The following is a 24,985-nucleotide window of genomic DNA, read 5'->3' as shown; positions in this document are numbered from 1 at the left end:
CCCGCACCGGCATCCGGACCGGCGGCCGTAGCGGCATCAGCACTGGTGAAGGGCGGTAGGGACGTGCGGCTGACGATCCTCGGCGGAGGCGGCTTCCGGGTACCGCTCGTCTACGGGGCGCTGCTCGGGGACCACGCCGAGGGGCGGGTGTCCCATGTGACGCTGTACGACGAGGACCCCGCACGGCTCGCCGCCGTGGCGCGCGTCCTCGAAGACCTGGCCGCTGCCGCCGCGGTGCCCGACGCCCCGGCCGTCACGGCGACCCGGGACCTCGACGAGGCCCTGCGCGGGGCCGACTTCGTCTTCTCCGCCATCCGCGTCGGCGGTCTCGAAGGGCGTGCCGCGGACGAGCGCGTCGCCCTGGCCGAAGGCGTCCTCGGCCAGGAGACGGTGGGCGCGGGCGGGATCGCGTACGGACTGAGGACCGTTCCGGTGGTCCGGGAGATCGCCCGCAGGATCGCCCGCTCGGCGCCCGAGGCATGGGTCATCAACTTCACCAACCCGGCGGGCCTGGTCACCGAGGCCATGGCCGAGGAGCTCGGCGAGCGGGTGATCGGCATCTGCGACTCGCCCGTGGGCCTCGGACGGCGCATCGCCCGGCTGCTGGGGGCCCGGCCGCAGGACGCCTGGATCGACTACGTCGGCCTCAACCACCTGGGCTGGGTCCGCGGGCTGCGCATCGGCGGCCGTGACGAACTGCCCAGGCTGCTGGCCGACACCGAGGCGCTTGAGTCCTTCGAGGAAGGGCGCCTCTTCGGCGCCGAGTGGCTGCGCTCGCTCGGCGCGATTCCCAACGAGTACCTGCACTATTACTACTTCAACCGTGACACCGTACGGGCGTACCGGGAGGCGCGGCAGACCCGCGGGGCCTTCCTGCGCGACCAGCAGCGCGGCTTCTACACCGAGGCGGGCCGGGCCGGGCTGCCGGCCGGAGCGGCCCTGGCCGCCTGGGAGCGGACCCGGGCCGAACGCGAGGCCACCTACATGGCCGAGAACCGCGAGGCGGCCGGGGCGGGCGAGCGCGACGAGAGCGACCTGGAGTCCGGGGGCTACGAGAAGGTCGCCCTCGCGCTGATGCGGGCCATCGCCCGGGACGAGCGGGCCACGCTGATCCTCAACGTTCGCAACGGCTCGACGCTCTCCGTCCTGGACGCCGGGGCGGTCATCGAGGTGCCCTGCCTGGTCGACGCGAACGGAGCCCACCCCCTGGGCGTCGAGCAGCTGCCGCTGCACGCGGTCGGGCTGGTGACGGCGGTCAAGGCGGCGGAGCGGGAGATCCTGGCGGCGGCGGCGAGCGGTGCCCGGGCGGACGCCGTGAAGGCCTTCGCGCTCCATCCCCTGGTCGACTCCGTGGCGGTGGCCCGGCGGCTGCTGGACGGCTACGCGGCGGCCCATCCGGGCCTGGCCCACCTGCGCTGACCTGCCGCGCCCGGCCCGGGGCCGGGAGTGCGCCGGGCCGTGCGGGCTTCCCTCCGACGGCCCAGTGCCGCATGCGGCGCGGTGGGCGGGCTGTGAGAGTGCGAGATGTGACCACTGCCCCCGCCGCGTCCGCGGCGCCCCCCGTGCTCGACCGGCGGCGGCGCAACGTCGTCTTCGGCACGATCATGCTGGGCGTGTTGCTGGCGGCCCTCGACCAGACGATCGTCGGAACCGCCCTGCCCACGATCGTGGGGGACCTGGGCGGCGGGGACCACATGTCGTGGGTGGTGACCTCCTACCTGCTCGCCGAGACCGTGGCGACGGTCCTCGTGGGCAAGTTCGGCGACCTCTTCGGCCGGAAGCTGATCTTCCAGGTCTCCGCCATCGTCTTCATCAGCGGCTCCTTCCTGTGCGGCCTGTCCAGCAACATGACGTTCCTGATCGTGTGGCGCGGGGTCCAGGGGGTCGGCGCCGGAGGCCTGATGGTCACCGCGATGGCACTGATCGCCGATGTCGTACCCCTGCGCGAACGCGGCAAGTACCAGGGCGCGATCGGCGCCGTCTTCGGCGTCGCCACCGTGATCGGGCCGCTGCTCGGCGGCTTCTTCACCGACCAGCTGACCTGGCGGTGGTGCTTCTACGTCAACGTCCCGATCGCCATCATGGTGGTCATCGCGGCCGCCAGAACGATTCCGGCGGTACGTGCCTCGGGCAGGCCGGTCATCGACTACCTCGGCATCGCCCTGGTGGCGATCGGCGCCAGCGCCCTGATCCTGGCCACCAGCTGGGGCGGCAACGAGTACCCCTGGACCTCGCCCGTCATCATCGGCCTGTTCGCCGGCGGCGCGGTTGCCCTGGCGCTGTTCTGCCTGGCCGAGACGCGCGCCGCCGAGCCGACCATCCCGATGCGGCTCTTCCGCAACCCGGTCTTCGCCGTGTGCTCCGTGCTGAGCTTCGTCGTCGGCTTCGCGATGCTCGGCGCGATGACGTTCCTCCCGACCTACCTGCAGTACGTCGACGGGGACTCGGCCACGATCTCGGGCGTGCGGACCCTGCCCATGGTCTTCGGGCTGCTGCTCGCCTCGGTCTTCAGCGGAAACGTCGTCAGCAAGACCGGCCAGTACCGGATCTTCCCGATCGTCGGCAACGCCGTCATGGGCGTCGGCCTGTACCTGCTGTCGCGGATGCATCCGGGGACCGACACCCTGCTGGAGTCGCTCTACATGTTCGTCCTCGGCGTCGGCATCGGCCTGTCCATGCAGGTGTTGACGATCGCCGTGCAGAACACCGTCGACTACGCCGACCTCGGCACGGCCACCTCCGGGGTCACCTTCTTCCGTACGCTCGGCAGCGCCTTCGGGACGGCGGTCTTCGGAACGATCTACGCCAACCACCTGGGCCCCGCCCTGGAGGAGGCGGTCGCGGACGCGGCTCGGGCGACCGGGAACGATCCGGCGGAGCTGGCCCGGGCCGTCTCGACCCCGCAGGGCGTGCACCAGCTCGATCCGGCCGCGGCGACTCCGGTCATCGAGGCCTACGCGGAAGCCCTGCACACCGTGTTCCTCTGGACCGTGCCGGTGGCGGTGTTCGGGTTCGTCGTGGCGCTCTTCCTCAAGCAGGTCAAGCTGCGCGACACCGCCCGCGCCGGGTCCACGGACATGGGCGACGGCTTCGGCTCGCCCGCCACGGCCTCGGGCGACTCGGCCAAGCTGCTGGAGCTGGCGGTCGGCAGAATCGTGCGGAACATGGGCTCGGACACGGCGCGGGCGATCGTCGAATCCTCCGACACCCGGCTGGACATCGCCGGCGCGTGGGCGGTGATGCAGGTGGAACTGATGACCCGGACGATCGGCTACGCCAGCATCGGCCTGATCGCCGGGCGGCGTTCGCTGCCCCCGGAGGTGCTGCTCCCGACGTTCGAACGGATGGTGCAGGAGGGCTTCCTCAGCCGCGAAGCCGCCTTCTTCAGCCTCACACCGGCCGGCCGCCGGGAGGCCGACGTCATCTCGGAGGCATGGGCCACGTGGCTCGGCGACGAGTTGGAGAAGGACCGGGGCCGACCGCGCAGTGCCGAACTGAGGGTCGCGGCGGACGCGATCGCGAAGCGGCTGCTGGCCGAGGACCTGGGCGAGGGGAATTTCGCCCCGAAGATGGTCGTGCGGCACCAGGCCCTGTCTGACAACTGATCACCCGCCTGGTTCGCGGAGCCAGAGGACCAGCGAGGCCAGGACGACTCCGGCGCGGTAGCGAGCGGCTCGATCCGCTCCCGCGCCGCGTCCGTCAACTCACCGCGACCTGCCACGACATCAATGATCGGAGTGCTCGTGGTCGGCATCACACAGGGGGTCCGTCACGAACTGGCTCAGCCGATAGGTGGTCGGCTGCACCAGCCGGCCGCAGAGCACGTCGATCCGGATCATCGACTCGTCGATGCGCGACTCCCGAAGACGGCGCAGGTGTGCGCGCAACCCCGCCTCGTCCTGCGTTTCGAAGATCAGTTCCCACTGCCCCGCGTCCGGCGCGGTGCGAGCAGCAAGCCGTTGCCTCTCAGCCTCTTGTCGCCGTTTCCTCTTTCGCTGCCCTGGCACCGGCCCAGGATCGCCGGCCGGTGTCGGAACGGCAAGGCAATGGAACCGAGCGTCACATCACCGCTCGGTGATCATTGGCCGGACAGGCTCTGGCGGATCCCATGGATCACGCCGGCCGGGCGGGGCCCCGGAGTGCGGGGCCCCGCGGCCGTCGGCGCCCTCAGATGCCCGGACCACGGACCGCCGTCGGATAGTCGTACGAGGGGACGTGCGGCAGTTCCGTGAGGTCCGGGCGCCAGGCGCGGAGCACCGCCGCCGAGGGCGCGTACAGCGCCGGAGGGATCTCGGCGGGCGCGAACCACTCCCAGCGGGCGATCTTGTGGGGCTCGGTGACGGCCGGAACGCCCTGCGCCGTGCGGGTGACGGCGGCCGCCGTCAGCCGGGTCAGACCGGACTTCGCGTCGATCTGGACGGACAGGACGCTTACCCCTTCGGGGTCCACCCTCAGGTCCGTCTCCTCGGCGAGCTCCCGGGCGGCGGCCTGCTCGAAGCCCTCTCCGGGGTCGACCTTGCCGCCGGGCAGCTCCCAGCGCCCGTCGTGGGCCTGGCCGAGCAGCACCCGGCCGTCCCGGCCGATGACGACGAGGCCGACGCCGACGACGGCATTGGGCTGGGGAACGGCCCGTTCGGGGCGTTCGGGGCGTGCGCCGGTGGTGCTCATGGACGTCCTTCCGGAGGAGTGGTGGGCCGGGCTCGGATGTGGATCCGCTCGCCCTGGGGGCCGAAGAGACTGAGGAACTCGGCAGGCTGCGGACCGGCGTTGCAGAAGGCGTGCGGCGTGCGCGTGTCGAACTCGGCGGCCTCTCCGGGTTCGAGCACGAGGTCGTGTTCGCCGAGCAGCAGCCGGATTCGGCCGGACAGCACGTACAGCCACTCGTAGCCCTCGTGCACCTTCAACTCGGGTACCGGCTGCGGACCCTCGACGGGCCGGAGGATCTGCTTGTAGGCGTGCACCCCGCCGAAGTTGCGGGTCAGCGGCACGTAGGTGTGGCCGTGCCGGACGAAGGGGCGCGGACGGATCCGGGGGTCGCCGGTCTCCGGCGCGCCGACCAGCTCGTCCAGGGCCACCCGGTGCGCCTTGGCCAGCGGGAGCAGTAGTTCCAGCGTCGGCCTGCGCTGCCCGGACTCCAGCCGCGAGAGCGTGGAGAGCGAGATGCCGGTGGTCTCGCTGAGCTGGGCCAGCGTGGTGCCGCGCTGTCGGCGCAGGGCGCGCAGCCGGGGGCCCACGGCCGTGAGCACGTCGGCGAGTTCCTCGTCCTGTTTCTCGGGGGCCATGACTCCATTTGCTGCTTCGGCAAGAACATTTGTCAAACGGCGGATTCGGGCAGACCCTCGCAGACATGGACAACGCAAGGGAAGAATCGTTCGATGTCGTGGTGGTCGGTGGTGGTGCGGCCGGACTGGCCGGGGCGCTCACCCTGGTCCGGGCCCGCCGGTCGGTGCTGGTGATCGACTCCGGCAGCCCGCGCAACGCCCCGGCCGCTCACCTGCACGGCTACCTCGGCCTGGACGGGGAGAGCCCGGCGGAGCTGCTGGCCCGCGGACGCGCGGAGGTGGAGCGCTACGGGGGCCGGATCCGGCCGGGCGCCGCCGTAGCCGCGGACCGGCTGCCCGACGGGGGTTTCCTGGTGCGCTGCGCAGACGGCTCAACCGTGCGGGCGGGGCGGCTGCTGGTCGCCACGGGCCTGGTGGACGAGCTGCCGCCGGTACCGGGGCTCGGGGCGCGCTGGGGGCGGGACGTGCTGCACTGCCCGTACTGCCACGGCTGGGAGGTCGGGGACGAGCCGGTCGCGGTGCTGGCCGAAGGCCCGATGGCCGTGCACCAGGCGCAGATGTGGCGGCAGTGGACCGGGCGCACCACGCTGCTGGCGCACACCTGGCTGCCGGGGGAGGGGGAGCGCGAGCTGCTGGCGGCCCTCGGGATCCGGGTCGTGGCCGGCGAGGTGACCGGCCTGGTGGTCGAGGACGACCGGTTGACCGCGGTGACCCTGGCCGACGGGACCGCCGTGGAGTGCCGGGCGCTGGTGGTGGCCCCGCGGTTCACCGCCCGTTCGGGGGTGTTGACGAGCCTGGGCCTGCCGACGACGGAGGTGACGCGGGACGGCCACGTGATCGGCCGTTGCGTCGAGTCCGACCCGGCCACCGGGGCCACCGCCCTCCGCGGGGTCTGGGCGGCGGGCAACGTGACCGCGCCGCTGGAGAAGCTCGCGGGGGCGGCTGCCCAGGGCGCGCAGGCGGCCGCGGCCATCAACGCCGACCTCATCGAGGCGGAGGCGCGGCGGGCCTTGGCGGCGTATCGCGCGGTCGCGGCGGCAGGTGCGGGTGCGGCGGGTGCGGCCGGCGGTTCGCGCGCCTGACGGGGCCGGTGACGCCGGCGGGGACCGGATGACCGGATGACGGAGCTCCGGACAGGTGTGCGGGTTTCGGCCTGCCCCCGTACGCGCAGGCTCTCTGCGGTGTGATCGTCATATGGTCCGGAGGTCCAGAGGTTCAGGGATCCAGCGGTCCAAGGCTTCGGGGGGACGTCCCATGGCACATGTGCTGGTCATCGGAGGAGGCGTCGGCGGGCTCGCCACCGCCCTGCTCGCGGCGCGGCGCGGGCACACGGCGGAGCTGTTCGAGCGCGACACCCGCGCTCCCGGTACCGCGCTCGACCGCGACTTCTTCGGGTGGCGGCGGCCGGCCGTACCGCAGGCGGCCCAGCCGCACGCGCTGCTGGGAGCCGCCCGCAACGTCCTGCGCGACGATCTGCCCGACGTCTACCAGGAGATGCTCCGGCTCGGCGCCTGCGAGCGGCACGAACTGGACTGGTTCGACGTACGGCCGCCCGAGCTGCCCGGAGACGAGGATCTCGTCATGCTCCAGGCGCGGCGCATCGTCCTGGAGAGCGCACTGGCCACGGCGCTGCGCGCGGAGCCGGGAGTGGTCGTCCGCCACGGGGAGCCGGTCACCGGACTCACCACCGCGGCGCGTTCCGGGGCCGACCCGGCCGGCGCCGGCGGCGCGGCCGACGCGATCCGGGTGACGGGAGTGACCACCGAGGCGGGTGGGTACGACGCGGACCTGGTCGTGGACGCGGGTGGACGCCGCGGCGGCATCGAGCGCAGGCTCGGCGCGGTGGGCTGCCGCCCGCCCGTCGTGGAACGGCACCGCACGGGACTGGCGTACTTCTGCCGCTGGTACCGCTTGCCCGCGGGTACGGACGAGGGGCCGCGGAGGCCCTGGGCCGTGACCGGCGGAACCTTCGCCGGCTGCGCCGTCTTCCCGGCCGACAACCGGGTCTTCGCCGTGGCGCTGTTCGTGCACACCACGGACACCACGCGCTCGGCGCTGCGCGACCCCGCGGTGTTCGAGCGGGCGGCCCGCTCCTTCCCGCCCGGGGCGGCCTGGCTGGCCCTCGGAGCCGAGCCGCTGTCGGGCGTACTGGCCACTGCGAGCCTGGACAACCGCTGGAGCGCTCTCGTGGACGAGCACGGTCCCGTCGTGACCGGGCTGGTGCCGGTCGGCGACTCGATCGCGTACACCAACCCGACCCTCGGCCAGGGCACCTCCCTCGCACTGTGGGCGGCGCGCAGGGTGGCCCGTACGGCGCACCGCGACCCGGGGTCGGACCACTACGCCGTGCACCATCACGCGTGGGCGGTGCGCACCCTGAAGCCGTGGTTCGACTTCCAGGTGGTCGCCGACGCGGCCGTCGGCGAGCGCTTCGCGACGCGGGCGGGGCGCACCGGAACGGCCCGGGAGGTGGCCGCGCTGTTCGACTGCGCGCTGGAGGACCCGACGGTGATGCGGGCCCGGGCGCGGGTCCGCCACCTGGCGGAGCCCCCGGAGCGCGCCTACGCGGACCCGGAGGTCCGGGCCCGGGTGGCGCGCTGGCTGGCGGCGCGGCCGGACTACGCGCCGCACGAGTTCGGGCCGGACCGGGAGGAGTGGGAGAAGCTCACGGCAGGGTGACGCGGGGGCCGTCGGCGGGGGCCCGGGGAGTCCGGCCGACGGGTGTCGCGCAGGCCCCGGCCTCAGCCGGCGGCGGGCCCGAGCACCTCGGCCAGGTCGTAGCCCACGACCTCCTCCAGCTGGGCGTAGGTGCAGCTTGCGGGGGTCCGGTCGGGCCGCCAGCGCCGGAACTGCGCGGTGTGCCGGAAGCGGTCCCCCTCCATGTGGTCGTAGCCGACCTCGATCACCCGTTCCGGGCGCAGCGGCACCCACGAGAGGTCCTTGCCGCCGGTCCACCGGCTCTGCGCGCCGGGCAGCCGGGCGCTCGCGTGGGCGGACTCGTCGGCCCACGCGGCCCACGGGTGACCGGACGGATCGGGCATCCGCAGCGGTTCGAGCTCTTCCACCAGCTCGGCCCGGCGCCTCATGGGAAAGGCGGCGCACACTCCCACGTGCTGGAGCGTGCCCTGCGCGTCGTGGAGGCCGAGCAGGAGCGATCCGACGATCGGACCGCTCTTGTGGAAACGGAAACCGGCGACGACGACGTCGGCGGTACGTTCGTGCTTGATCTTGTACATGAGGCGGGCATCGGGCCGGTAGGGGAGATCGAGCGGTTTGGCGATCACCCCGTCGAGCCCGGCGCCCTCGAACCGCTCGAACCAATCCCGCGCCAGCGCGGGATCGGTGGTGGCGGGCGCGAGGTGGACGGGGGGCCGGGCGGTGGAGAGGGACCTGACCAGAGCGGCACGGCGGTCGGTGAGCGGGGCATCGAGGAGGGCCTCGTCGCCGAGGGCGAGCAGGTCGAAGGCGACGAAGCTGGCGGGGGTCCTCTCGGCCAGAAGGGCGACACGGGACTGCGCGGGATGGATCCGCTCGGTCAGCCGGTCGAAGTCCAGACGCCCCTCATGGACGATCACGATCTCTCCGTCCACCACGCAGCGACCGGGCAGATTCGCCTTCAGGGCCTCCACCAGCTCGGGAAAATACCTGGTCAGGGACTTGCCCGTGCGGCTGCCCACCTCGACCTCGTCACCGTCACGATGCACGACGGCCCGGAAGCCGTCCCACTTGGCCTCGTACTGCATGCCGGGCGGGATCTTCGCCACTGACTTGGCGAGCATCGGCTTGACCGGCGGCATCACTGGCAGATCCATGCCCCCGATTCTGCGGTGGTGCGTTCGGACCCGCCCGGTGTGCACCGGCGGTCCGCCCCGCCTACGGTGGCGCCCATGGGTGCTGCTGGCGATGCGATCGAGCTGGAAGCGGCCGGGCGGACGGTACGGCTGTCCCACCCGGACAAGGTCTACTTCCCGGAGCGCGGCCTCACCAAGCGGCACGTGGCCGAGTACTACCTGGCGGTCGCGGACGGCATCCTCCGGGCCCTCCGCGACCGGCCGACGACCCTGGAACGCTTTCCCGACGGCGTGGAGGGCGAGTCCTTCTTCCAGAAGCGGGCCCCGAAGAACCTCCCCGACTGGATCCCGACCGCCCGCATCGCCTTCCCGAGCGGCCGGTCGGCCGACGAGATCTGCCCGACCGAGCCGGCCGCCGTCCTGTGGGCGGCCAATCTGGGCTGCCTCACCTTCCATCCCTGGCCAGTACGCCGGGTGGACACCGACCGGCCCGACGAACTGCGCATCGACCTGGACCCCCAGCCGGGCACCGACTACCACCACGCCGTGGCCGCCGCCCACCAGCTGCGCGCCCTGCTGGAGGAGCTGGGCCTGCGCGGGTGGCCCAAGACCTCGGGCGGCCGGGGACTGCACGTCTTCGTCCCGATCGAGCCGCGCTGGACCTTCACCGAAGTCCGCCGGTGCGCCATCGCCCTCGGCCGGGAGCTGGAGCGCCGCATGCCGGGCGAGGTCACGACGGCCTGGTGGAAGGAGGAGCGGGGCGAGCGGATCTTCGTCGACTACAACCAGACGGCGCGGGACCGCACGATCGCCTCCGCCTACTCGGTCCGCCCCCGCCCGCACGCCCCGGTCTCGGCGCCGCTGCGCTGGGACGAGGTGGATGACGCCGAACCGCAGGACTTCGACATCGTGACGATGCCGGCCCGTTTCGCGGAACTGGGCGATGTGCACGCGGACATGGACGACCACGCCTTCGCCCTGGACGCCGTCCTGGAACTCGCGGCCAGGGACGAGCACGAACACGGTATGGGCGACCTGCCGTACCCCCCGGACCACCCCAAGATGCCGGGCGAACCCAAGCGCGTCCAACCCAGCCGCGCCCGCCACGCGGACTGAGCCCGAAGCGCTCTGTCAGTGCGGGGTGAGATGCTCTGCGGGGGCTGCGTACGTCGTGTTGATCAGGCGTATAGCGGACGTCCATCGGCGCTGACCAGTATCTGCGGCATGTCTACGAACACCTCTACGGCAGCCGCCGACACCGCCGCCTGGTACGAACTCGCCCTGTGCGCCCAGACCGGCCCGGGCTTCTTCTTCCCCGAGCCGGGCTCCTCACTGCGTGACGCGAAGCGGCTGTGCGGGGCGTGCGAGGGGCGGGCGGCGTGCCTGGAGTACGCCCTGGCCAACGACGAGCGCTTCGGCGTCTGGGGCGGCCTCTCGGAGGCGGAGCGCCTGGCGCTGCGCGCCCGCCGCCGCTGACCCGGTGCTGAACCGGTGCCCGCCTCGCCTGCCCGCGCCGCCCTCGACGCGACGACGGCGGACCCCGGCGGAGCGTGGCTCCGCCGGGGTCATCGGCGTCATGCGCCCGAGCGGGCGGAAGCCGGTCAGCCCTTGCGGGCCGCCATGCGGGCAGCGCGGGCGGCCAGCTTCTCGTCGAACTTCGTGGCCTCGGAGTTCAGGCCGTTCATGAACAGGCCGAGCTCGTCCTGGGCCTTCTGGCCCTCCGGGCCGAGGCCGGCGATGTCCATGACCTTGAGGAAGCGCAGGACCGGAGCCAGCACGTCGTCGTGGTGGATCCGCAGGTTGTAGACCCCGCCGATGGCCATCTGGGCGGCCATGCGCTCGAAGCCGGGCATGCCGTGTCCGGGCATCCGGAAGTTGACGACGACGTCCCGCACCGCCTGCATGGTCAGGTCCGGGGCGAGCTCGAAGGCCGCGCCCAGCAGGTTGCGGTAGAAGATCATGTGCAGGTTCTCGTCCTGCGCGATGCGCGCCAGCATGCGGTCGCAGACCGGGTCGCCGGACTGGTGGCCGGTGTTGCGGTGCGAGATGCGCGTGGCGAGCTCCTGGAAGGCCACGTAGGCGACCGAGTGCAGCATGGAGTGCCGGTTGTCGGATTCGAAGCCCTCCGACATGTGCTGCATGCGGAACGCTTCCAGCTTGTCCGGGTCCACGGCGCGCGAGGCCAGCAGGTAGTCGCGCATCACGATGCCGTGGCGGCCCTCCTCGGCCGTCCAGCGGTGCACCCAGGTGCCCCAGGCGCCGTTGCGGCCGAAGAGGGTCGCGATCTCGTGGTGGTAGCTGGGGAGGTTGTCCTCGGTCAGCAGGTTCACGACCAGCGCGATCTTGCCGATGTCGGTGACTTTGGACTGCTGCGGGTCCCAGGCCTCGCCGTCCTCGAAGAAGCCGGGGAAGTTCCGGCCGTCGCTCCAGGGGACGTACTCGTGGGGCATCCAGTCCTTGGTGACCTTCAGGTGGCGGTTGAGCTCCTTCTCGACCACCTCTTCCAGCGCGTACAGCAGCTTGGCGTCGGTCCACGCCTCCGAGCTGCCGAGGTGGGGAGAGGTGATCGTCACGGGTACTCCTGGGTGCACAAGCGAATTACCTACGGTTCCGTAGCCTACGGAGTCGTAGGTTAAGCGCGACATCAAGGCCAGCCAAGCCCCGCGTGTACCTATGTCCGGTTACATCCAGTTATCTATGCAGTATGGGCGGGTCCGACAGGGAAACGAAAGGGCAGAATCACGCCAGGAGGTGGTCTGCGGCTCCCGCCTTGACGGCCGGGACGCGTGCGCAGGACCCTGTGGACCCGCCCGAGCACCCCACGGACCCCGTCGGTCCGAGGTCCGCCCCGCCGGTGGGCGCCGCGGCAGGGACGGAGGCGGCCGGCGCTCACAGCGTGGAACGGCGCCCACCGGGCGACGCCCGGGCGGCACCGCCCCGCCATCCGTCCCGCCTCCGCCCCGCCTCCGCCCCGCCTCCGCCGCGGCGTCCGCGCGGCTCGGGCGCGTGGCGGCCGCGCCCCGTCAGCCGGTCGGTGCGTCAGCCGGTCAGCCGTGCCACAGCGTCTCCCGGACCTCCGCGGCCGTGGTCGGCCGCAGCTCTCCGTCCAGCAGCAGCCAGCGCGTGACCCCGATCGACTCCAGGAACGGCACGTCGTGGCTCGCCACCACAAGCGCTCCCCGGTACGACTCCAGCGCGTCGGTGAGCTGCCGCACGCTCGACAGGTCGAGGTTGTTCGTGGGCTCGTCCAGCATGAGGAGCTGCGGGGCCGGCTCGGCCAGCAGCAGCGCCGCCAGTGCCGCCCGGAACCGCTCACCGCCCGACAGGGTGCCCGCCGGCCGGTCCGCGCGCCCGCCCCGGAAGAGGAAGTGCGCGAGCCGTGCCCGGACCTGGTTGTCGGTGGCCTGCGGGGCGAACCGGGCCACGTTCTCCACGACCGAGCTGTTCTCGTCCAGCACGTCCAGCCGCTGGGGCAGGAACCGGGTGGTCACGTGTGTCTCGGCCGCGCCGGACTCGGGAGTGAGCTGCCCCGCGATCGTGCGCAGCAGCGTGGTCTTGCCCGAGCCGTTGCTGCCCACCAGGGCGACCCGCTCCGGGCCCCGCAGTTCCCACTCTCCCGGCACGCGGGCACCGTGGGGCAGGTACAGGTCGCTGAGGGTCAGGACGCGCCGACCCGGCGGGACCAGTGTGGCGGGCAGTTCGATACGGATCTCGGCGTCGTCGCGGACCGCCTCCACCGCCTGGTCCAGCCGCTCCCTCGCCTTGGCCAGCTTCTCGGTGTGCATGATGCGGTGCTTGCCGGCCGATTCCTGCGCCGCGCGCTTGCGCGCGCCCATCACGATCTTCGGCTCGCGCTTGTTCTCGGACATCTTCTGGCCATACCGCTTGCGCCGGGCCAACTTGACCCGTGCGTCGGCCAGTTCGCGCTTCTGGCGCTGCACGTCGGCCTCCGCGACCCGGACCATGCGCTCGGCCGCGTCCTGTTCGGCGGCGAGCATCTCCTCGTAGTCGGTGAAGTTCCCTCCGTACCAGCGGACTTCGCCGTCGCGCAGATCGGCGATCTGGTCGACCCGCTCCAGTAGTTCGCGGTCGTGGCTGACCAGGAGCATCACTCCGGACCAGGACTCGACCGCCGCGTACAGGCGGCCCCGGGCGCGCAGGTCCAGGTTGTTGGTCGGCTCGTCCAGCAGCAGGACGGTCGGTCGGTCCAGCAGCAGTGCGGCCAGGCGCACCAGGACCGACTCGCCGCCCGACAGCTCGCCGACCGTGCGGTCCAGGCCGATCCGGGCGAGGCCGAGCTGGTCGAGGGTGGCCAGGGCCCGCTCCTCCACGTCCCAGTCGTCGCCGACGGCGGCGAAGTTCGCCTCGGTGGCCTCGCCCGCCTCGATGGCGTGGAGCGCGGCGCGTGCGGTGTGGATGCCGAGCGCCTCGTCCACGCGCAGCGCGGTGTCGAGGGTGACCGTCTGGGGGAGGTAGCCGACCGAGCCGGCGACGGACGACTGGCCCCCGGTCGGGGCCAGTTCACCAGCAATCAGCTTCAACAGGGTGGATTTGCCACTCCCGTTGAGTCCGATCAGGCCGGTGCGGCCGGGGCCGACGGTCAGCTGGAACCCGTCGAACACGGGTGTCCCGTCGGGCCAGTCGAAGGACAGGGCGGAGCAGGTGATGGATGCAGGGGCGTGACTCATGGAGGCCTCCAGGTTGCGTGAAGGGTGCGTGCAACGCGGGGAGACAGCCGACGCTCGGATCGCGAGCGGGAACGCGAGCGCGTTCGGACGGCGACCGTGGCCGTGATGTGGACGATCACGGGGGTCTTCGGTGGTCGCGGTGGTCGCGGTGGTCGGTGTCTCGGACCTCAGAAGAGCAACGTCCTGCTCCGTTCGACGGCAGTGGGGCGCCAACGAAGCTACGGGCGGCCCCGGCCGCCCGCAAACGATTTACGCCGGAGGGTCAGCAGCTGTCGCGCATCAGCTCGGCCAGGCTGTGGTCCATGTCGAGGTAGAGGTGCTCCAGGCCGGGCGGAACCACGCTCGCGACCCGATCCAGGAACCGGTGCAGCTCGGCGGTCAGCATCAGGACGATCGCGACGCCCTCCACCGCGTGGAACTCGATCGTGGTCCGCTCCCCGTCGTGCGGCCGCACGCGTACGTCGCCATAGCCGGACGGGCGGTCCAGGCCGGACTCCAGCAGTTCCCGGGAGAAGGTCCACGAGACCTCGACGCCTTCCAGCGTCGCCGGGGCGGGGAAGGCCATGCGCACGGCGAACGGATCCGCGCGGTCGTAACACAGGGTGACGGGAACGGTCTCGACCTTCGGCGCGGTGGCGACCAGACGGGCCTGCGCGGCCTGCTCGATGACAGTGATCACGGCTCACTCCCTTGCGGCGGATCTGCTGCCGGACTGCGGGATGGGGCCCGGCAACCCGATAGACGCCGGAATCGGCAAATCCGTGCATGGGGCTTCGAGTGAGCTGTGTCACCGACTGGCCGGAACCTGCCTGTGTGATCGCACAGAGTGACCGGGTGGGCGGAAGCGCGCGAAGGCGCGACGGCGTGACGTGCGGGGTCGGGGGCTTTCTGGAAGGGCCGGTTGTCGCTCACTCCACCGGAGCAACGCCCGCTCGGGAGGCTGCCGGGACGCCCTCTGGACGGCGGGTCCGGGGTGCGTTAGCTTCCGGCGCCATGAGACTTCTGGATAGCGCAATTGGCATGTGCGCGGCAAGTTTGGTGCTCGGTGTGCTCGCCGGTCCCGCGCACGCCGAGGAGCAGGGCCGGGCACAGGACTTACGCGCAGCCGGCTGGGCGCTCAAGGAGACCGGCCTGACCGCCCGCTTCCGGGGGCTCGCCGCGGTCAGCCGGACCACGGCCTGGGTCGCCGGCTCCCGGGGGACCGTGCTGCGCACGCTCGACGGCGGCCGCAGCTGGCAGGACGTCTCGCCGCCCGGCGCGGTCGCGGAGCAGCTGGAACTCCGCGACATCGAGGCCTTCGACGCGCGACGGGCGGTGGCCCTGTCCATCGGCGAGGGCGAGGCCTCCAGGGTGCTGCGGACCGAGGACGGCGGCGCCACCTGGACCGAGACCTTCCGCAACCCCGATCCGCGCGCCTTCTACGACTGCCTCACCTTCTTCGACACCCGCCACGGGCTGGCCGTGAGCGATCCGGTGGACGGAAAGTTCCGCATCCTCTCGACGGACGACGGCGGCCGCCACTGGCGGGTGCTGCCCGGTGCGGGAATGCCCGAGGCGCTGCCCGGCGAGGCGGGCTTCGCCGCGAGCGGCCAGTGCCTGGTCAGCGCCGGACCGCGGGACGTCTGGCTGGCCACGGGCGGCGGGGCGAGCGCGCGGGTCCTGCACTCCGCGGACCGCGGCCGGACCTGGCGGGCGGCCGAAGTCGCCGTGCCGGCGGGAGACCCCGCGCGAGGCGTCTTCGCCCTCGCCTTCCGGGACCGTACGAGGGGGCTCGCCGTGGGCGGCGACTACCGCACCGGGCAGGCCTCCCCGCACGCCGCGGCCGTCTCCGGGGACGGGGGGAGCACCTGGCGGCAGGCGACGACCCCGCCGCCGGCCTACCGGTCGGGCGCGGCCTGGTACCCGTACAGCGGGGGGACGGCCCTCGCGGTCGGACCCACGGGCACGGACCTCACCACGGACGGGGGTCGCTCCTGGCGCCCACTGGACGCGGGGTCCTTCGACACGGTCGACTGCGCGGCCGACAGGGGCTGTTGGGCGGCGGGGGAGAAGGGCCGGGTGGCACGGCTGGAACGCCGCTGACCCGCACCCGGCGGCCTGCCCGGCGGAACGGCTCCCCGGCGCCGTGGCCGCGGAGGTCCGCCGGGCGACAGCGCTACACGAGCGGGTTCTCCCGGACCGCGGCCAGGTCCGCCGAGGTCTTCGTGGCCATGAACTCGGTGATGCGGTAGGAGCAGACGCCCGCGACCGCGAAGGGGTCCCCGGCCGCGATCTTCTCGATCTCGGCCCGGGACACCCCCGCCGCCAGGATGACGCCCCCGTCGCGCGGCACCTTGCGTCCCGAGGCGAGGAAGACGCCGGCCGCGTAGTAGCCGTCCAGCCAGGCGATGTGGGCGTCCATCTGCTCCTCGACGGCTTCGACGGGCGCGGTGTAGGTGAGCTCCATGACAAACATGATCGTCAGGTTACGCTCGGTCCATCATGACGAGTGTGAAGACTCCCGCAGATGAGGCCGAGGCCCGGGCGATACAGGACGAGCTGCGCCATCACGTGGTACTCGGCGAGCCCGGCCCCCCGCCCGGCCGCGGGCTGGTGGCGGGCGTGGACGTCGCCTACGACGACACGCGCGACCTCGTCGCCGCCGCGGCCGTGGTCCTCGACGCCGCGACCCTGGAGGTGGTCGAGGAGGCCACCGCCGTCGGGCACGTCAGCTTTCCCTACGTGCCGGGGCTGCTCGCCTTCCGCGAGCTGCCGACCGTGCTGGCCGCCCTCGACGCCCTGACCGCCGAGCCCGGCCTCGTGGTCTGCGACGGCTACGGCCTCGCCCACCCCCGCGGGTTCGGCCTCGCCTGCCACCTCGGGGTGGTCACGGGGCTCCCCTCCATCGGCGTCGCCAAGAACCCCTTCGCCTTCACCCACGAGGATCCCGGCGCCCGGCGGGGCGCCGTCTCCGCGCTGGTCGGCCCCGACGGGGGCGAGGTCGGGCGGGCCCTGCGCACGCAGGACGCGACCAAGCCGGTGTACGTCTCCGTCGGGCACAGGGTGTCGCTCGACAACGCCTGTGCGCACGTCCTGGCCCTCAGCCCCCGCTTCCGGATCCCGGAGACCACCCGGCGTGCCGACTCGCTGTGCCGCAGGGCACTGCGGGAGGCCTCCTGAGCTTCTGCCGGCGCGTCAGCGGGCGTCGGCCACCCGGAAGGCGATCCCCGCCTTCTGGAGGCGGTGGAGGAGCGCGTCTCCCATCGCCACCGCGGTCGTCACCTGCCCGGCGGCCTCCGGCAGCGTGTCGTGCGCCAGGCAGAGCGCCGACTCCGCCAGCATCTTTGCGGTGTCGCCGTAGCCCGGGTCGCCGCCCGACACCTCGGTGAGCACCCGCCGGCCGCCGCCCTCGCCCACGAAGCGCACGGTGAACCAGCTGCGGGCCCGCCGCTCCGCGTCCGGTCCCCGGCCCGGTTCCCAGCGGTTCATGAGCCACCGCCGGGCGGGCGGCACCTGCGCCAGGGCAGCCGTCGCGCCCATCGCCGCCGTACCGCCCAGCGCGACGGGCAGGTGCTTGACGGAGGCGTAGTGCCGGTAGCGAAAGTCCGGGCCGTAGCGCTCCAGCGCGGCCGCCGACCGGGTCACGACCCGCGGGTCCAGCGTGGGCAGCGGGAGCGCCCAGGTGCCGGTCTCGCGGCTGAACCGGGGCGCGCCCAGCGGCCCGCGCGCCCGCCGTCCCGGCAGCCGGGGTTCGTGCAGCCGGCGGGCGCGGGCGGCGGCCAGTGTCTGCGGGCCGCGGCCCAGCGCGGTCAGCGCGGAGGCCAGCGTCCCGCCGGAGAAGAACGCGTTGGACCGCATGAACCCGTCGACCGTGAGCGGGACCCCCTCCGGCAGCTGCCGGACCGTGAAGTACGCGCCGAGATCGGCCGGGACCGAGTCGAAGCCGCAGGCGTGCACGAGCCGGGCGCCGGTTTCACGGGCCCGCGCGTCGTGCTCCACGTACATCCGGTCCACGAACTCCGGCTCGCCGGTGAGGTCCACGTAGTCCGTGCCCGCTTCGGCGCAGGCGGCCACGAGCCCGGCCCCGTACCAGACGTACGGTCCCACGGTCGTGGCCAGCACCCGGGCGGAAGCAGCCAGTTCGCCCACGGCGGCGGCGTCCCGGGCGTCCGCCTGCAGCAACGGCAGCGCGGCGCAGGCGGGTTCGATCGCGGCGAGCCGCTCGCGCAGCCGCTCCAGCTTCGCGAGGTCCCGGCCGGCGAGGGCCCACCGGCAGCCTGCGGGCGCGTGCGCGGCGAGGTACTCGGCGGTCAGCGCCCCCACGAACCCGGTGGCGCCGAAGAGCACGATGTCGTAGGCCCGTTCCGGCCGATCCTGCGCGACCCCTGCGTTCATGAGAGCTCCTCCGGGCGGGCTGGTGCGGGTGGTGTGGGTGGCCGAGGCTAGCGCGCGGCCCGGGCGTCCCGGCGGGCGGGTGGCGGACATGCGCCGGTCGGCGGGGAGCCGGACGGTCCGTCACGACGCCGGCGCCCCGGGCGCGGCCGCACGGCCGCGCCCGGGGCGCCGGGGGTTCACCTGCCGGTGGATCAGCCCTGCTGGTACAGGCCGAAGAGGTCGACGATCAGGTCGACGTCGTCCCAGCCCCGGTTCCAGAGGTCGATGATGCCGTGGCTGCCGGTGCTCGCCTGGACCAGGTTCGGGACGGTGTCGCCCCTCTTCCAGTTCAGGTTCGAGGAGTTCGGCGGGGTCGGCCAGCCGGCCGTGTCGTTGATGTAGTCGTCGATGGAGTTCGGGTCCGGGGTGACCGTGAGGTACCCGTCGCCCTCCGGGTTGGTGACCGTGGTGTTCAGTACGAAGCCCGTGATGCTCGGGTCGTCGTAGGACATCGGCATGTAGATGTAGCTCTGCCCCCACAGCTTCCCGTACACCGGGTCCTGGGGGTCGCGGGTGTCCACCAGGCGCTCGGGCGAGAACGGCAGGAAGGCGCTCTTGCTGTCGGCGCTGTAGTAGCCCACGACGTCGACGACGACGTCGGTGCCCGCCCAGGCGCCGTTGAAGACGCTGATCCTGCCGTCCGCGCTGACGGGGACGATCACCGAGTTGGCGATCGTCTGGCCCGCGGTGAAGTTCAGGTTCGACGCGGTCGGGGTGGCGCCGCCGCCCGGGAAGACCGACAGGTGGCCGGCTTCCCGCGGGTTGGTGACCGTGACGTTCAGCGCGACGGCGCTGATGCCCTGGGGGATCCCGCGCAGGCCGCTGATCTGGGTGGAGAAGGTCTTGCGGCCGCCGAGCTGGCCCTTCGCCGTGCCGAGGCCCTCGCGGGTGTCGACGAAGCGGGACGGGGTGACCGGGGTGTAACCGCTGGATGCGGTCTTGGAGAAGTAGCCGGTGACGTCGGCGATCAGGTCGACCGGGGCGTCGCCGCGGTTGGCTATCTCGACGTAGCCGTTCTTGCCGACCTTCACGATGACCAGGTTCGGGACGCTCTGGCGGGCCTTGTAGTTGACGTTCGACGTGGTCGGACGCTGGGTGCCCTCGGGGAAGGCGGTGATGTGGCCGTTGCTGGAGGTGTTGGTGACCGTGACGTTGAGGACCACGGCGGTGACGCCGGCCGGGATCCCACCGTTGCCGCCGATCTTCACGCGGGTGGAGCTGTACGGCTGGACCTTGCCCGCCGGCGCGCCGGTCCCGTCGCGGGTGTCCAGCAGCCGGGTGGGGGCGTACGGGGTGAAGTCCGCGCCGGCGGTGACGAAGACGACCTCGTTGACGGCCGAGACGCCGTTCTCGGCATCCGCCACGGTGACCTTGACCGTGTAGGAGCCGACCTCGGCGTAGGTGTGGGCCGTGGTGTGGGTGTCGGAGCCGAAGGCGTCGAAGACGTCCGACTTCCCGTCGCCCCATTCGATGGTGACCGTGAGCGCGGTGTCCGCGCTGTAGATGGTGGTGTCGACCTCGATGCCGTGCGCCGTGACGCCGTAGGCGGTCAGGCCGACCGAGAGGTCCGGGTTGGCGGAGGCGGACTGCGCCGCGGCGACTCCGGTCTTCGCGGACGGGGCGGCGGCCTTGCGGACCGTGCGGTCCGCGGGGCTGGTGAAGGTGTTGCTCTTGGACTTCGCGTCCTTGCCGAGACCCAGGTCAAGGTCCGGCGCGGTGGTGCCGCGCGCCTCCGGCTGGGCCGGGTCGGCCTGGGCCACGCCCGGGATGAGACCAACGCCAGCCGCGATCGCGGCAGCGGAAACAACAAGACGGCGACGACGCACCGGCTCCCCCATGTGTGTGATTGAACGCTTGATCGACTCGAAAGCCTGATCAGGGTACAGAGTCGCGAAACGATCTATCAGGGGGGTGGGTCCCGGATTCCGCCCGCCTCCCGGTCCGCCCGGTCCGCCGGTGCCGGCCGATCCCACCGTGCCCCGGCCAGGGGGCTTGTGCTCGCTGGAGCGCGTTCCTAGCATCACCGGTGTTACATCAGTTGTGTCACACGGCCGCACACCAGGCACACCACCCACACCGCAGACGCTGGGGGCTCGATGGCAGTGACAGGGAACGCGACCGGGACGGCGGGCGGCAACGGCCCGCTCGCCGGCGTGCGCGTCGTCGAGCTGGCCGGCATCGGACCCGGACCGTTCGCCGCCATGCTCCTGGCCGACCTGGGAGCGGACGTCGTACGGGTGAACCGCCCCGGCGGCGGCGGGCTCGCCGTCGACCCGGCCTACGACATCACCAACCGCGGCAAGCGTTCCGTCCTGGTCGACCTCAAGTCCGCCGACGGGCCCGCCCGCGTCCTGGACCTGGTCGAGCGGGCCGACGTGCTCGTCGAGGGCTTCCGCCCCGGGGTCGCCGAACGGCTCGGCGTGGGACCCGCCGAGTGCCACGCCCGCAATCCGAAGCTCGTCTACGGGCGGATGACCGGCTGGGGCCAGGAGGGCCCCCTCGCGCACACCGCGGGTCACGACATCGCCTACATCGCCGTCACCGGCGCCCTCGGCATGATCGGCGGCCCGGAGCAGCCCCCGGCGGTCCCGGCCAACCTCGTCGGGGACTATGCGGGAGGCTCGCTCTACCTGGTGGTCGGGGTCCTCGCCGCCCTCCAGCACGCCCGCGCCACGGGCACCGGGCAGGTCGTCGACGCGGCCATCGTCGACGGCACCGCCCACCTCACCGCCATGATCCACGGGATGATGGCGGCGGGCGGCTGGCAGGACCGGCGCGGAGCCAACCTCCTCGACGGCGGCTGCCCCTTCTACGGCACCTACCAGACCTCCGACGGCGGCTACATGGCCGTCGGCGCGCTGGAGCAGCAGTTCTACGACACCTTCGTGCAGCTCCTCGGCATCGCGGACGAAGCGCCGGCCCGCAAGGACGTCGCCCGCTGGGGCGAGCTGCGCGAGGCCGTCGCCGCGCGCTTCCGCACCCGTACGCGCGAGGAGTGGACGGCGGTCTTCGAGGGCACCGACGCCTGCGTGGCCCCGGTGCTGTCGCTGCGCGAGGCCCCCGGCCACCCCCACCTCGCCGCCCGCGGGACCTTCACGGACGTTGGCGGGATCGTCCAGCCGGCGCCGGCGCCGCGGTTCTCCGCGACGCCGGTCGCCGTCACCACGGGCCCCGCCCGACCGGGCGCCCACACCGAGTCGGTGGCCGCCGACTGGGACGTACCGGCCCTGCTCCCGAAAGAGGTCTGATGGAACTGTCGATGATGCTCGACTACGCGGGGGACCCGCGCCGCGCCGCCGACGAGGCGGCGGCGCTGGAGTCCGCCGGACTGGACGCCGTGTGGGTGGCCGAGGCCTGGGGCTTCGACTCCCCGACGATCATGGGCTACCTCGCCGCCCGCACCGAGCGGCTGAAGATCGGCTCGGCGATCATGAACGTCTACTCGCGCACCCCCGGCCTGATCGCGCAGACGGCCGCCGGACTGGACGCCCTCTCGGGCGGCCGGGCGCTGCTCGGCCTCGGCGCCTCCGGCCCGCAGGTCGTCGAGGGCTGGCACGGGAAGCCGTACGACAAGCCGCTCGGCCGCACCCGGGAGACGGTCGAGCTGTGCCGGCGCATCTGGCGCCGCGAGACGATCGACCACCACGGCATCACGGACATGCCGCTGCCGCCCGGGAAGGGCGGCCGGCACGGCAAGCCCCTGAAGATCCTCACCAGACCGGTGCGCGACGCGATCCCGGTCTTCATCGCCTCGCTCGGGCCCGCCAACGTCAGGCTCACCGCAGAGATCGCGGACGGCTGGCTGCCCACGCTCTTCATCCCGGAGAAGGCCGATGCGGTGTGGGGCGGCCCGCTCGCCGAGGGCGCGGCGCGGCGCGCCCCTGAGCTCGGCCCCCTGCAGACCGTCGCGGGCGGACTGCTCGCGATCGGCCCGGACGCGGCCGCCGTACGCGAACGCGCCCGCCCGCAGATCGCGCTGTACGTCGGCGGCATGGGCGCGGTCGGCAAGAACTTCTACAACGACCTCGCCGTCGCCTACGGCTACGCGGAGGAGGCCCGGAAGATCCAGGAGCTCTACCTCGCCGGACGCACCCGCGACGCGGCGGCCGCCGTACCGGACGAGTTCTGCGAGCTGATGACCCTGTGCGGGCCCGAGGGCTACGTGCGCGAGCGTGTCGAGGCCTTCCGCGCGGCCGGCGTCACGATGCTCAACGTCACCCCCGTCGGCCCCGAGCCGGCGCGCCTGATCGAAACCGTGAAGAACTGGCTCTGAGGAGCCCTGCCGAAGCCGAGAGCCTCCCGACGAGGCGAGTCCTGCGATGAAGCGAGCCGTCCGATGAAGCGAGTCGTCCTATGAAGCGCCTGATCTTCGACGCCGACCACGAGGCGTTCCGCGAGACCGTCCGCACCTTCCTGGCCAAGGAGGTGCTGCCGCACTACGAGCAGTGGGAGAAGGACGGCATCGTCAGCCGCGCGGCATGGCGGGCCGCGGGCCGGCAGGGGCTGCTCGGGCTGGCCGTCCCGGAGGAGTACGGCGGCGGCGGGAACACCGACTTCCGCTACGCCGCCGTGATAGCGGAGGAGTTCACCAGAGCGGGCACGCCCGGGTTCGCCATCGGCCTGCACAACGACATCATCGGGCCGTACCTGACCTCGCTCGCCACGGAGGAGCAGAAGCGCCGCTGGCTGCCCGGTTTCTGCTCCGGCGAGACCGTCACCGCCATCGCGATGACCGAGCCGGGAGCGGGCTCCGACCTCCAGGGGATCCGGACCACCGCGGAGGACCGGGGCGACCACTGGGTGCTGAACGGCTCCAAGACCTTCATCTCCAACGGCATCTTGGCCGACCTGGTGATCGTGGTCGCCAAGACCACCCCCGAGGGCGGGGCGCACGGACTGTCGCTGCTGGTCGTCGAGCGCGGAGCGGAGGGCTTCGAGCGCGGCCGTAACCTCGACAAGATCGGCCAGAAGGCGCAGGACACCGCCGAGCTGTTCTTCCACGACGTACGCGTCCCGAAGGAGAACCTGCTCGGCGAGCTGAACGGCGCCTTCGTCCACCTGATGACCCATCTCGCGCAGGAGCGGATGGGCATCGCGATGGCCGGGATCGCCGCCGCCGAGCACCTCCTGGAGATCACCACGCAGTACGTGAAGGAGCGCGAGGCCTTCGGGCGTCCGCTGTCCAAGCTCCAGCACGTCCGGTTCGAGATCGCGGAGATGGCCACCGAGGTCGCCGTCACCCGGGCCTTCCTCGACCGGTGCATCACCGACCACTCGAACGGCGAGCTGGACCACGTGCACGCCTCCATGGCCAAGTGGTGGGCCACCGAACTGCAGAAGCGCGTGGCGGACCGCTGCCTGCAACTCCACGGCGGGTACGGGTACATGACCGAGTACCGGGTGGCCCGGGCCTTCACCGACGGCCGGATCCAGACGATCTACGGCGGCACGACCGAGATCATGAAGGAGATCATCGGCCGGTCTCTCCTCAGCTGACCCCCTCGTCCCACCCCGCGGCCCCGCCGAGGACCATCCCAGGACCTTCCAGCACACCGAAAGGCTTGACCAGTGAGCACCGAAGCTTACGTATACGACGCGATCCGCACCCCGCGCGGCCGCGGCAAGGCCAATGGCTCCCTGCACGGCACCAAGCCGATCGACCTGGTCGTCGGACTCATCGACGCGCTGCGCGAGCGCAACCCCGCCCTGGACCCGGCCGCCATCGACGACATCGTGCTCGGCGTGGTCGGCCCGGTCGGCGACCAGGGCTCCGACATCGCCCGTATCGCGGCGATCGCCGCAGGCCTCCCCGACACCGTGGCCGGCGTACAGGAGAACCGGTTCTGCGCCTCCGGGCTGGAAGCCGTCAACCTGGCCGCTGCGAAGGTCCGTTCCGGCTGGGAGGACCTGGTCCTGGCGGGGGGCGTGGAGTCCATGTCCCGCGTTCCGATGGCCTCGGACGGCGGCGCCTGGTTCGCCGACCCGATGACGAACTGGGACACCGGTTTCGTGCCGCAGGGCATCGGCGCCGACCTGATCGCCACCATCGAGGGCTTCACCCGGCGGGACGTCGACGAGTACGCGGCCCTCTCGCAGGAACGCGCCGCCGCCGCGATCAAGGACGGCCGCTTCGCGAAGTCGGTCGTCCCGGTCACCGACCGCAACGGCCTGACCGTCCTGGACCACGACGAGTTCGTCCGCCCGGGGACCACCGCCGACACCCTCGCCAAGCTCAAGCCGTCCTTCGCCGACATCGGCGAGCTCGGCGGCTTCGACGCCGTCGCCCTGCAGAAGTACCACTGGATCGAGAAGATCGACCACGTCCACCACGCGGGCAACTCCTCCGGCATCGTCGACGGCGCCGCGCTCGTCGCGATCGGCTCCCGCGAGGCGGGGGAGCGGAGCGGCCTCACCCCGCGCGCCCGCATCGTCTCGGCGGCCGTCTCCGGCTCCGAGCCCACCATCATGCTCACCGGCCCCGCCCCGGCCACCCGCAAGGCCCTCGCCAAGGCCGGACTGACCATCGACGACATCGACCTGGTCGAGATCAACGAGGCCTTCGCCGGGGTCGTCCTGCGCTTCGTCAAGGACATGGGCCTCTCCCTCGACAAGGTCAACGTCAACGGCGGCGCCATCGCGCTGGGCCACCCGCTCGGCGCCACCGGTGCCATGATCCTCGGCACGATCGTCGACGAGCTGGAGCGCCAGGACAAGCGCTACGGCCTCGTCACCCTCTGCGTCGGCGGCGGCATGGGCGTCGCCACCATCGTCGAGCGCCTCTGAACCGTCCTGTATCCCCGACCCTCCGACA

Annotated in this window: 22 protein-coding genes; 12 read left to right on the top strand and 10 right to left on the bottom strand. The window is 72.5% G+C overall.

The window, feature by feature from the left end:
* Positions 1–63: 63 nt before the first annotated feature.
* Both AW27_RS05180 and AW27_RS05175 read left to right on the top strand, forming a co-directional pair.
* Positions 64–1,419, top strand: a complete 1,356-nt coding sequence (locus AW27_RS05180; RefSeq protein WP_037915926.1) for a 6-phospho-beta-glucosidase — start codon at positions 64–66, stop codon at positions 1,417–1,419.
* Between the two features lie 71 nt (positions 1,420–1,490).
* The gene (locus AW27_RS05175) at positions 1,491–3,605 is read left to right on the top strand and encodes an MDR family MFS transporter (protein ID WP_052030028.1); all 2,115 of its coding nucleotides are present in this window, start codon (positions 1,491–1,493) and stop codon (positions 3,603–3,605) included.
* A 120-nt stretch (positions 3,606–3,725) separates the two neighbouring features.
* On the opposite strand, the gene AW27_RS05170 is transcribed toward AW27_RS05175, so the two are convergent.
* From AW27_RS05170 to AW27_RS05160, 3 genes are all read right to left on the bottom strand, one after another.
* Positions 3,726–4,007: a hypothetical protein gene (locus AW27_RS05170; protein ID WP_037915931.1), complete on the bottom strand. Its 282-nt coding sequence runs from the start codon at positions 4,005–4,007 to the stop codon at positions 3,726–3,728.
* A 160-nt stretch (positions 4,008–4,167) separates the two neighbouring features.
* The gene (locus AW27_RS05165; protein ID WP_037915934.1) at positions 4,168–4,668 is read right to left on the bottom strand and encodes a nucleotide triphosphate diphosphatase NUDT15; all 501 of its coding nucleotides are present in this window, start codon (positions 4,666–4,668) and stop codon (positions 4,168–4,170) included.
* The gene (locus tag AW27_RS05160; protein ID WP_037915936.1) at positions 4,665–5,282 is read right to left on the bottom strand and encodes a helix-turn-helix domain-containing protein; all 618 of its coding nucleotides are present in this window, start codon (positions 5,280–5,282) and stop codon (positions 4,665–4,667) included. The genes AW27_RS05165 and AW27_RS05160 overlap by 4 nt, the downstream gene beginning before the upstream one ends.
* Positions 5,283–5,347: 65 nt before the next feature.
* Between AW27_RS05160 and AW27_RS05155 the strand changes: the two genes are divergently transcribed.
* Entirely contained in the window at positions 5,348–6,364 is a 1,017-nt protein-coding gene (locus tag AW27_RS05155; RefSeq protein WP_037915939.1) for an NAD(P)/FAD-dependent oxidoreductase, read from the top strand.
* A 172-nt stretch (positions 6,365–6,536) separates the two neighbouring features.
* A complete protein-coding gene (locus tag AW27_RS05150; protein ID WP_037915941.1) occupies positions 6,537–7,961 on the top strand; it encodes an NAD(P)-binding protein in 1,425 nt (474 codons plus the stop codon).
* 62 nt (positions 7,962–8,023) lie between these two features.
* Here the strand turns inward: AW27_RS05150 and AW27_RS05145 are convergent, their stop codons facing one another.
* The gene (locus tag AW27_RS05145; RefSeq protein WP_037915944.1) at positions 8,024–9,094 is read right to left on the bottom strand and encodes an ATP-dependent DNA ligase; all 1,071 of its coding nucleotides are present in this window, start codon (positions 9,092–9,094) and stop codon (positions 8,024–8,026) included.
* Between the two features lie 75 nt (positions 9,095–9,169).
* On the opposite strand from AW27_RS05145, the gene ligD reads away from it, so the two are divergent.
* Positions 9,170–10,189, top strand: coding sequence for a non-homologous end-joining DNA ligase (gene ligD / locus AW27_RS05140; RefSeq protein WP_037915946.1), 1,020 nt, complete (start codon positions 9,170–9,172; stop codon positions 10,187–10,189).
* Positions 10,190–10,297: 108 nt separating this feature from the next.
* Positions 10,298–10,549: a WhiB family transcriptional regulator gene (locus AW27_RS05135; RefSeq protein ID WP_037915948.1), complete on the top strand. Its 252-nt coding sequence runs from the start codon at positions 10,298–10,300 to the stop codon at positions 10,547–10,549.
* Positions 10,550–10,674: 125 nt separating this feature from the next.
* Here AW27_RS05135 and AW27_RS05130 read toward each other — a convergent pair whose 3' ends face one another.
* From AW27_RS05130 to ssgD, 3 genes are all read right to left on the bottom strand, one after another.
* On the bottom strand, positions 10,675–11,646 hold the full coding sequence (locus AW27_RS05130; protein ID WP_037915950.1) for an acyl-ACP desaturase: 972 nt from the start codon (positions 11,644–11,646) through the stop codon (positions 10,675–10,677).
* Positions 11,647–12,120: 474 nt separating this feature from the next.
* A complete protein-coding gene (locus AW27_RS05125) occupies positions 12,121–13,761 on the bottom strand; it encodes an ABC-F family ATP-binding cassette domain-containing protein (RefSeq protein WP_052030029.1) in 1,641 nt (546 codons plus the stop codon).
* A 262-nt stretch (positions 13,762–14,023) separates the two neighbouring features.
* Positions 14,024–14,440, bottom strand: a complete 417-nt coding sequence (gene ssgD / locus AW27_RS05120; protein WP_037915952.1) for a spore wall synthesis regulator SsgD — start codon at positions 14,438–14,440, stop codon at positions 14,024–14,026.
* Between the two features lie 341 nt (positions 14,441–14,781).
* Here ssgD and AW27_RS05115 point away from each other — a divergent pair, with 341 nt between their 5' ends.
* Positions 14,782–15,843 carry a WD40/YVTN/BNR-like repeat-containing protein gene (locus AW27_RS05115; protein WP_037915954.1) on the top strand — a complete coding sequence of 354 codons (1,062 nt, stop codon included), beginning with the start codon at positions 14,782–14,784 and terminating at the stop codon, positions 15,841–15,843.
* A gap of 73 nt (positions 15,844–15,916) precedes the next feature.
* Here the strand turns inward: AW27_RS05115 and AW27_RS05110 are convergent, their stop codons facing one another.
* Positions 15,917–16,216, bottom strand: a complete 300-nt coding sequence (locus tag AW27_RS05110; protein WP_037915956.1) for a YciI family protein — start codon at positions 16,214–16,216, stop codon at positions 15,917–15,919.
* 26 nt (positions 16,217–16,242) lie between these two features.
* On the opposite strand from AW27_RS05110, the gene AW27_RS05105 reads away from it, so the two are divergent.
* Entirely contained in the window at positions 16,243–16,920 is a 678-nt protein-coding gene (locus tag AW27_RS05105; RefSeq protein WP_037915957.1) for an endonuclease V, read from the top strand.
* 15 nt (positions 16,921–16,935) lie between these two features.
* On the opposite strand, the gene AW27_RS05100 is transcribed toward AW27_RS05105, so the two are convergent.
* Together AW27_RS05100 and AW27_RS05095 are read right to left on the bottom strand one after the other, a co-directional pair.
* Positions 16,936–18,135, bottom strand: a complete 1,200-nt coding sequence (locus tag AW27_RS05100) for a saccharopine dehydrogenase family protein (protein WP_037915959.1) — start codon at positions 18,133–18,135, stop codon at positions 16,936–16,938.
* Between the two features lie 191 nt (positions 18,136–18,326).
* On the bottom strand, positions 18,327–19,934 hold the full coding sequence (locus tag AW27_RS05095; protein WP_063890539.1) for a PKD domain-containing protein: 1,608 nt from the start codon (positions 19,932–19,934) through the stop codon (positions 18,327–18,329).
* 336 nt (positions 19,935–20,270) lie between these two features.
* On the opposite strand from AW27_RS05095, the gene AW27_RS05090 reads away from it, so the two are divergent.
* The 4 genes from AW27_RS05090 (at position 20,271) to AW27_RS05075 (ending at position 24,957) form a co-directional block, all read left to right on the top strand.
* The gene (locus AW27_RS05090; RefSeq protein ID WP_052030030.1) at positions 20,271–21,422 is read left to right on the top strand and encodes a CaiB/BaiF CoA transferase family protein; all 1,152 of its coding nucleotides are present in this window, start codon (positions 20,271–20,273) and stop codon (positions 21,420–21,422) included.
* On the top strand, positions 21,422–22,447 hold the full coding sequence (locus tag AW27_RS05085) for an LLM class F420-dependent oxidoreductase (protein WP_037915963.1): 1,026 nt from the start codon (positions 21,422–21,424) through the stop codon (positions 22,445–22,447). Before AW27_RS05090 ends, AW27_RS05085 begins: the two co-directional genes overlap by 1 nt.
* A gap of 80 nt (positions 22,448–22,527) precedes the next feature.
* Positions 22,528–23,670: an acyl-CoA dehydrogenase family protein gene (locus tag AW27_RS05080; RefSeq protein ID WP_037915967.1), complete on the top strand. Its 1,143-nt coding sequence runs from the start codon at positions 22,528–22,530 to the stop codon at positions 23,668–23,670.
* A 72-nt stretch (positions 23,671–23,742) separates the two neighbouring features.
* Entirely contained in the window at positions 23,743–24,957 is a 1,215-nt protein-coding gene (locus AW27_RS05075) for an acetyl-CoA C-acetyltransferase (RefSeq protein WP_037915969.1), read from the top strand.
* The last annotated feature ends 28 nt before the right edge of the window (positions 24,958–24,985 follow it).

It is taken from the genome of Streptomyces sp. PCS3-D2, assembly GCF_000612545.2.
Taxonomy (GTDB): domain Bacteria; phylum Actinomycetota; class Actinomycetes; order Streptomycetales; family Streptomycetaceae; genus Streptomyces.
The sequence above is the reverse complement of the archived record's forward strand: the minus strand, read 5'-3'. Positions and strand labels throughout refer to the sequence as shown.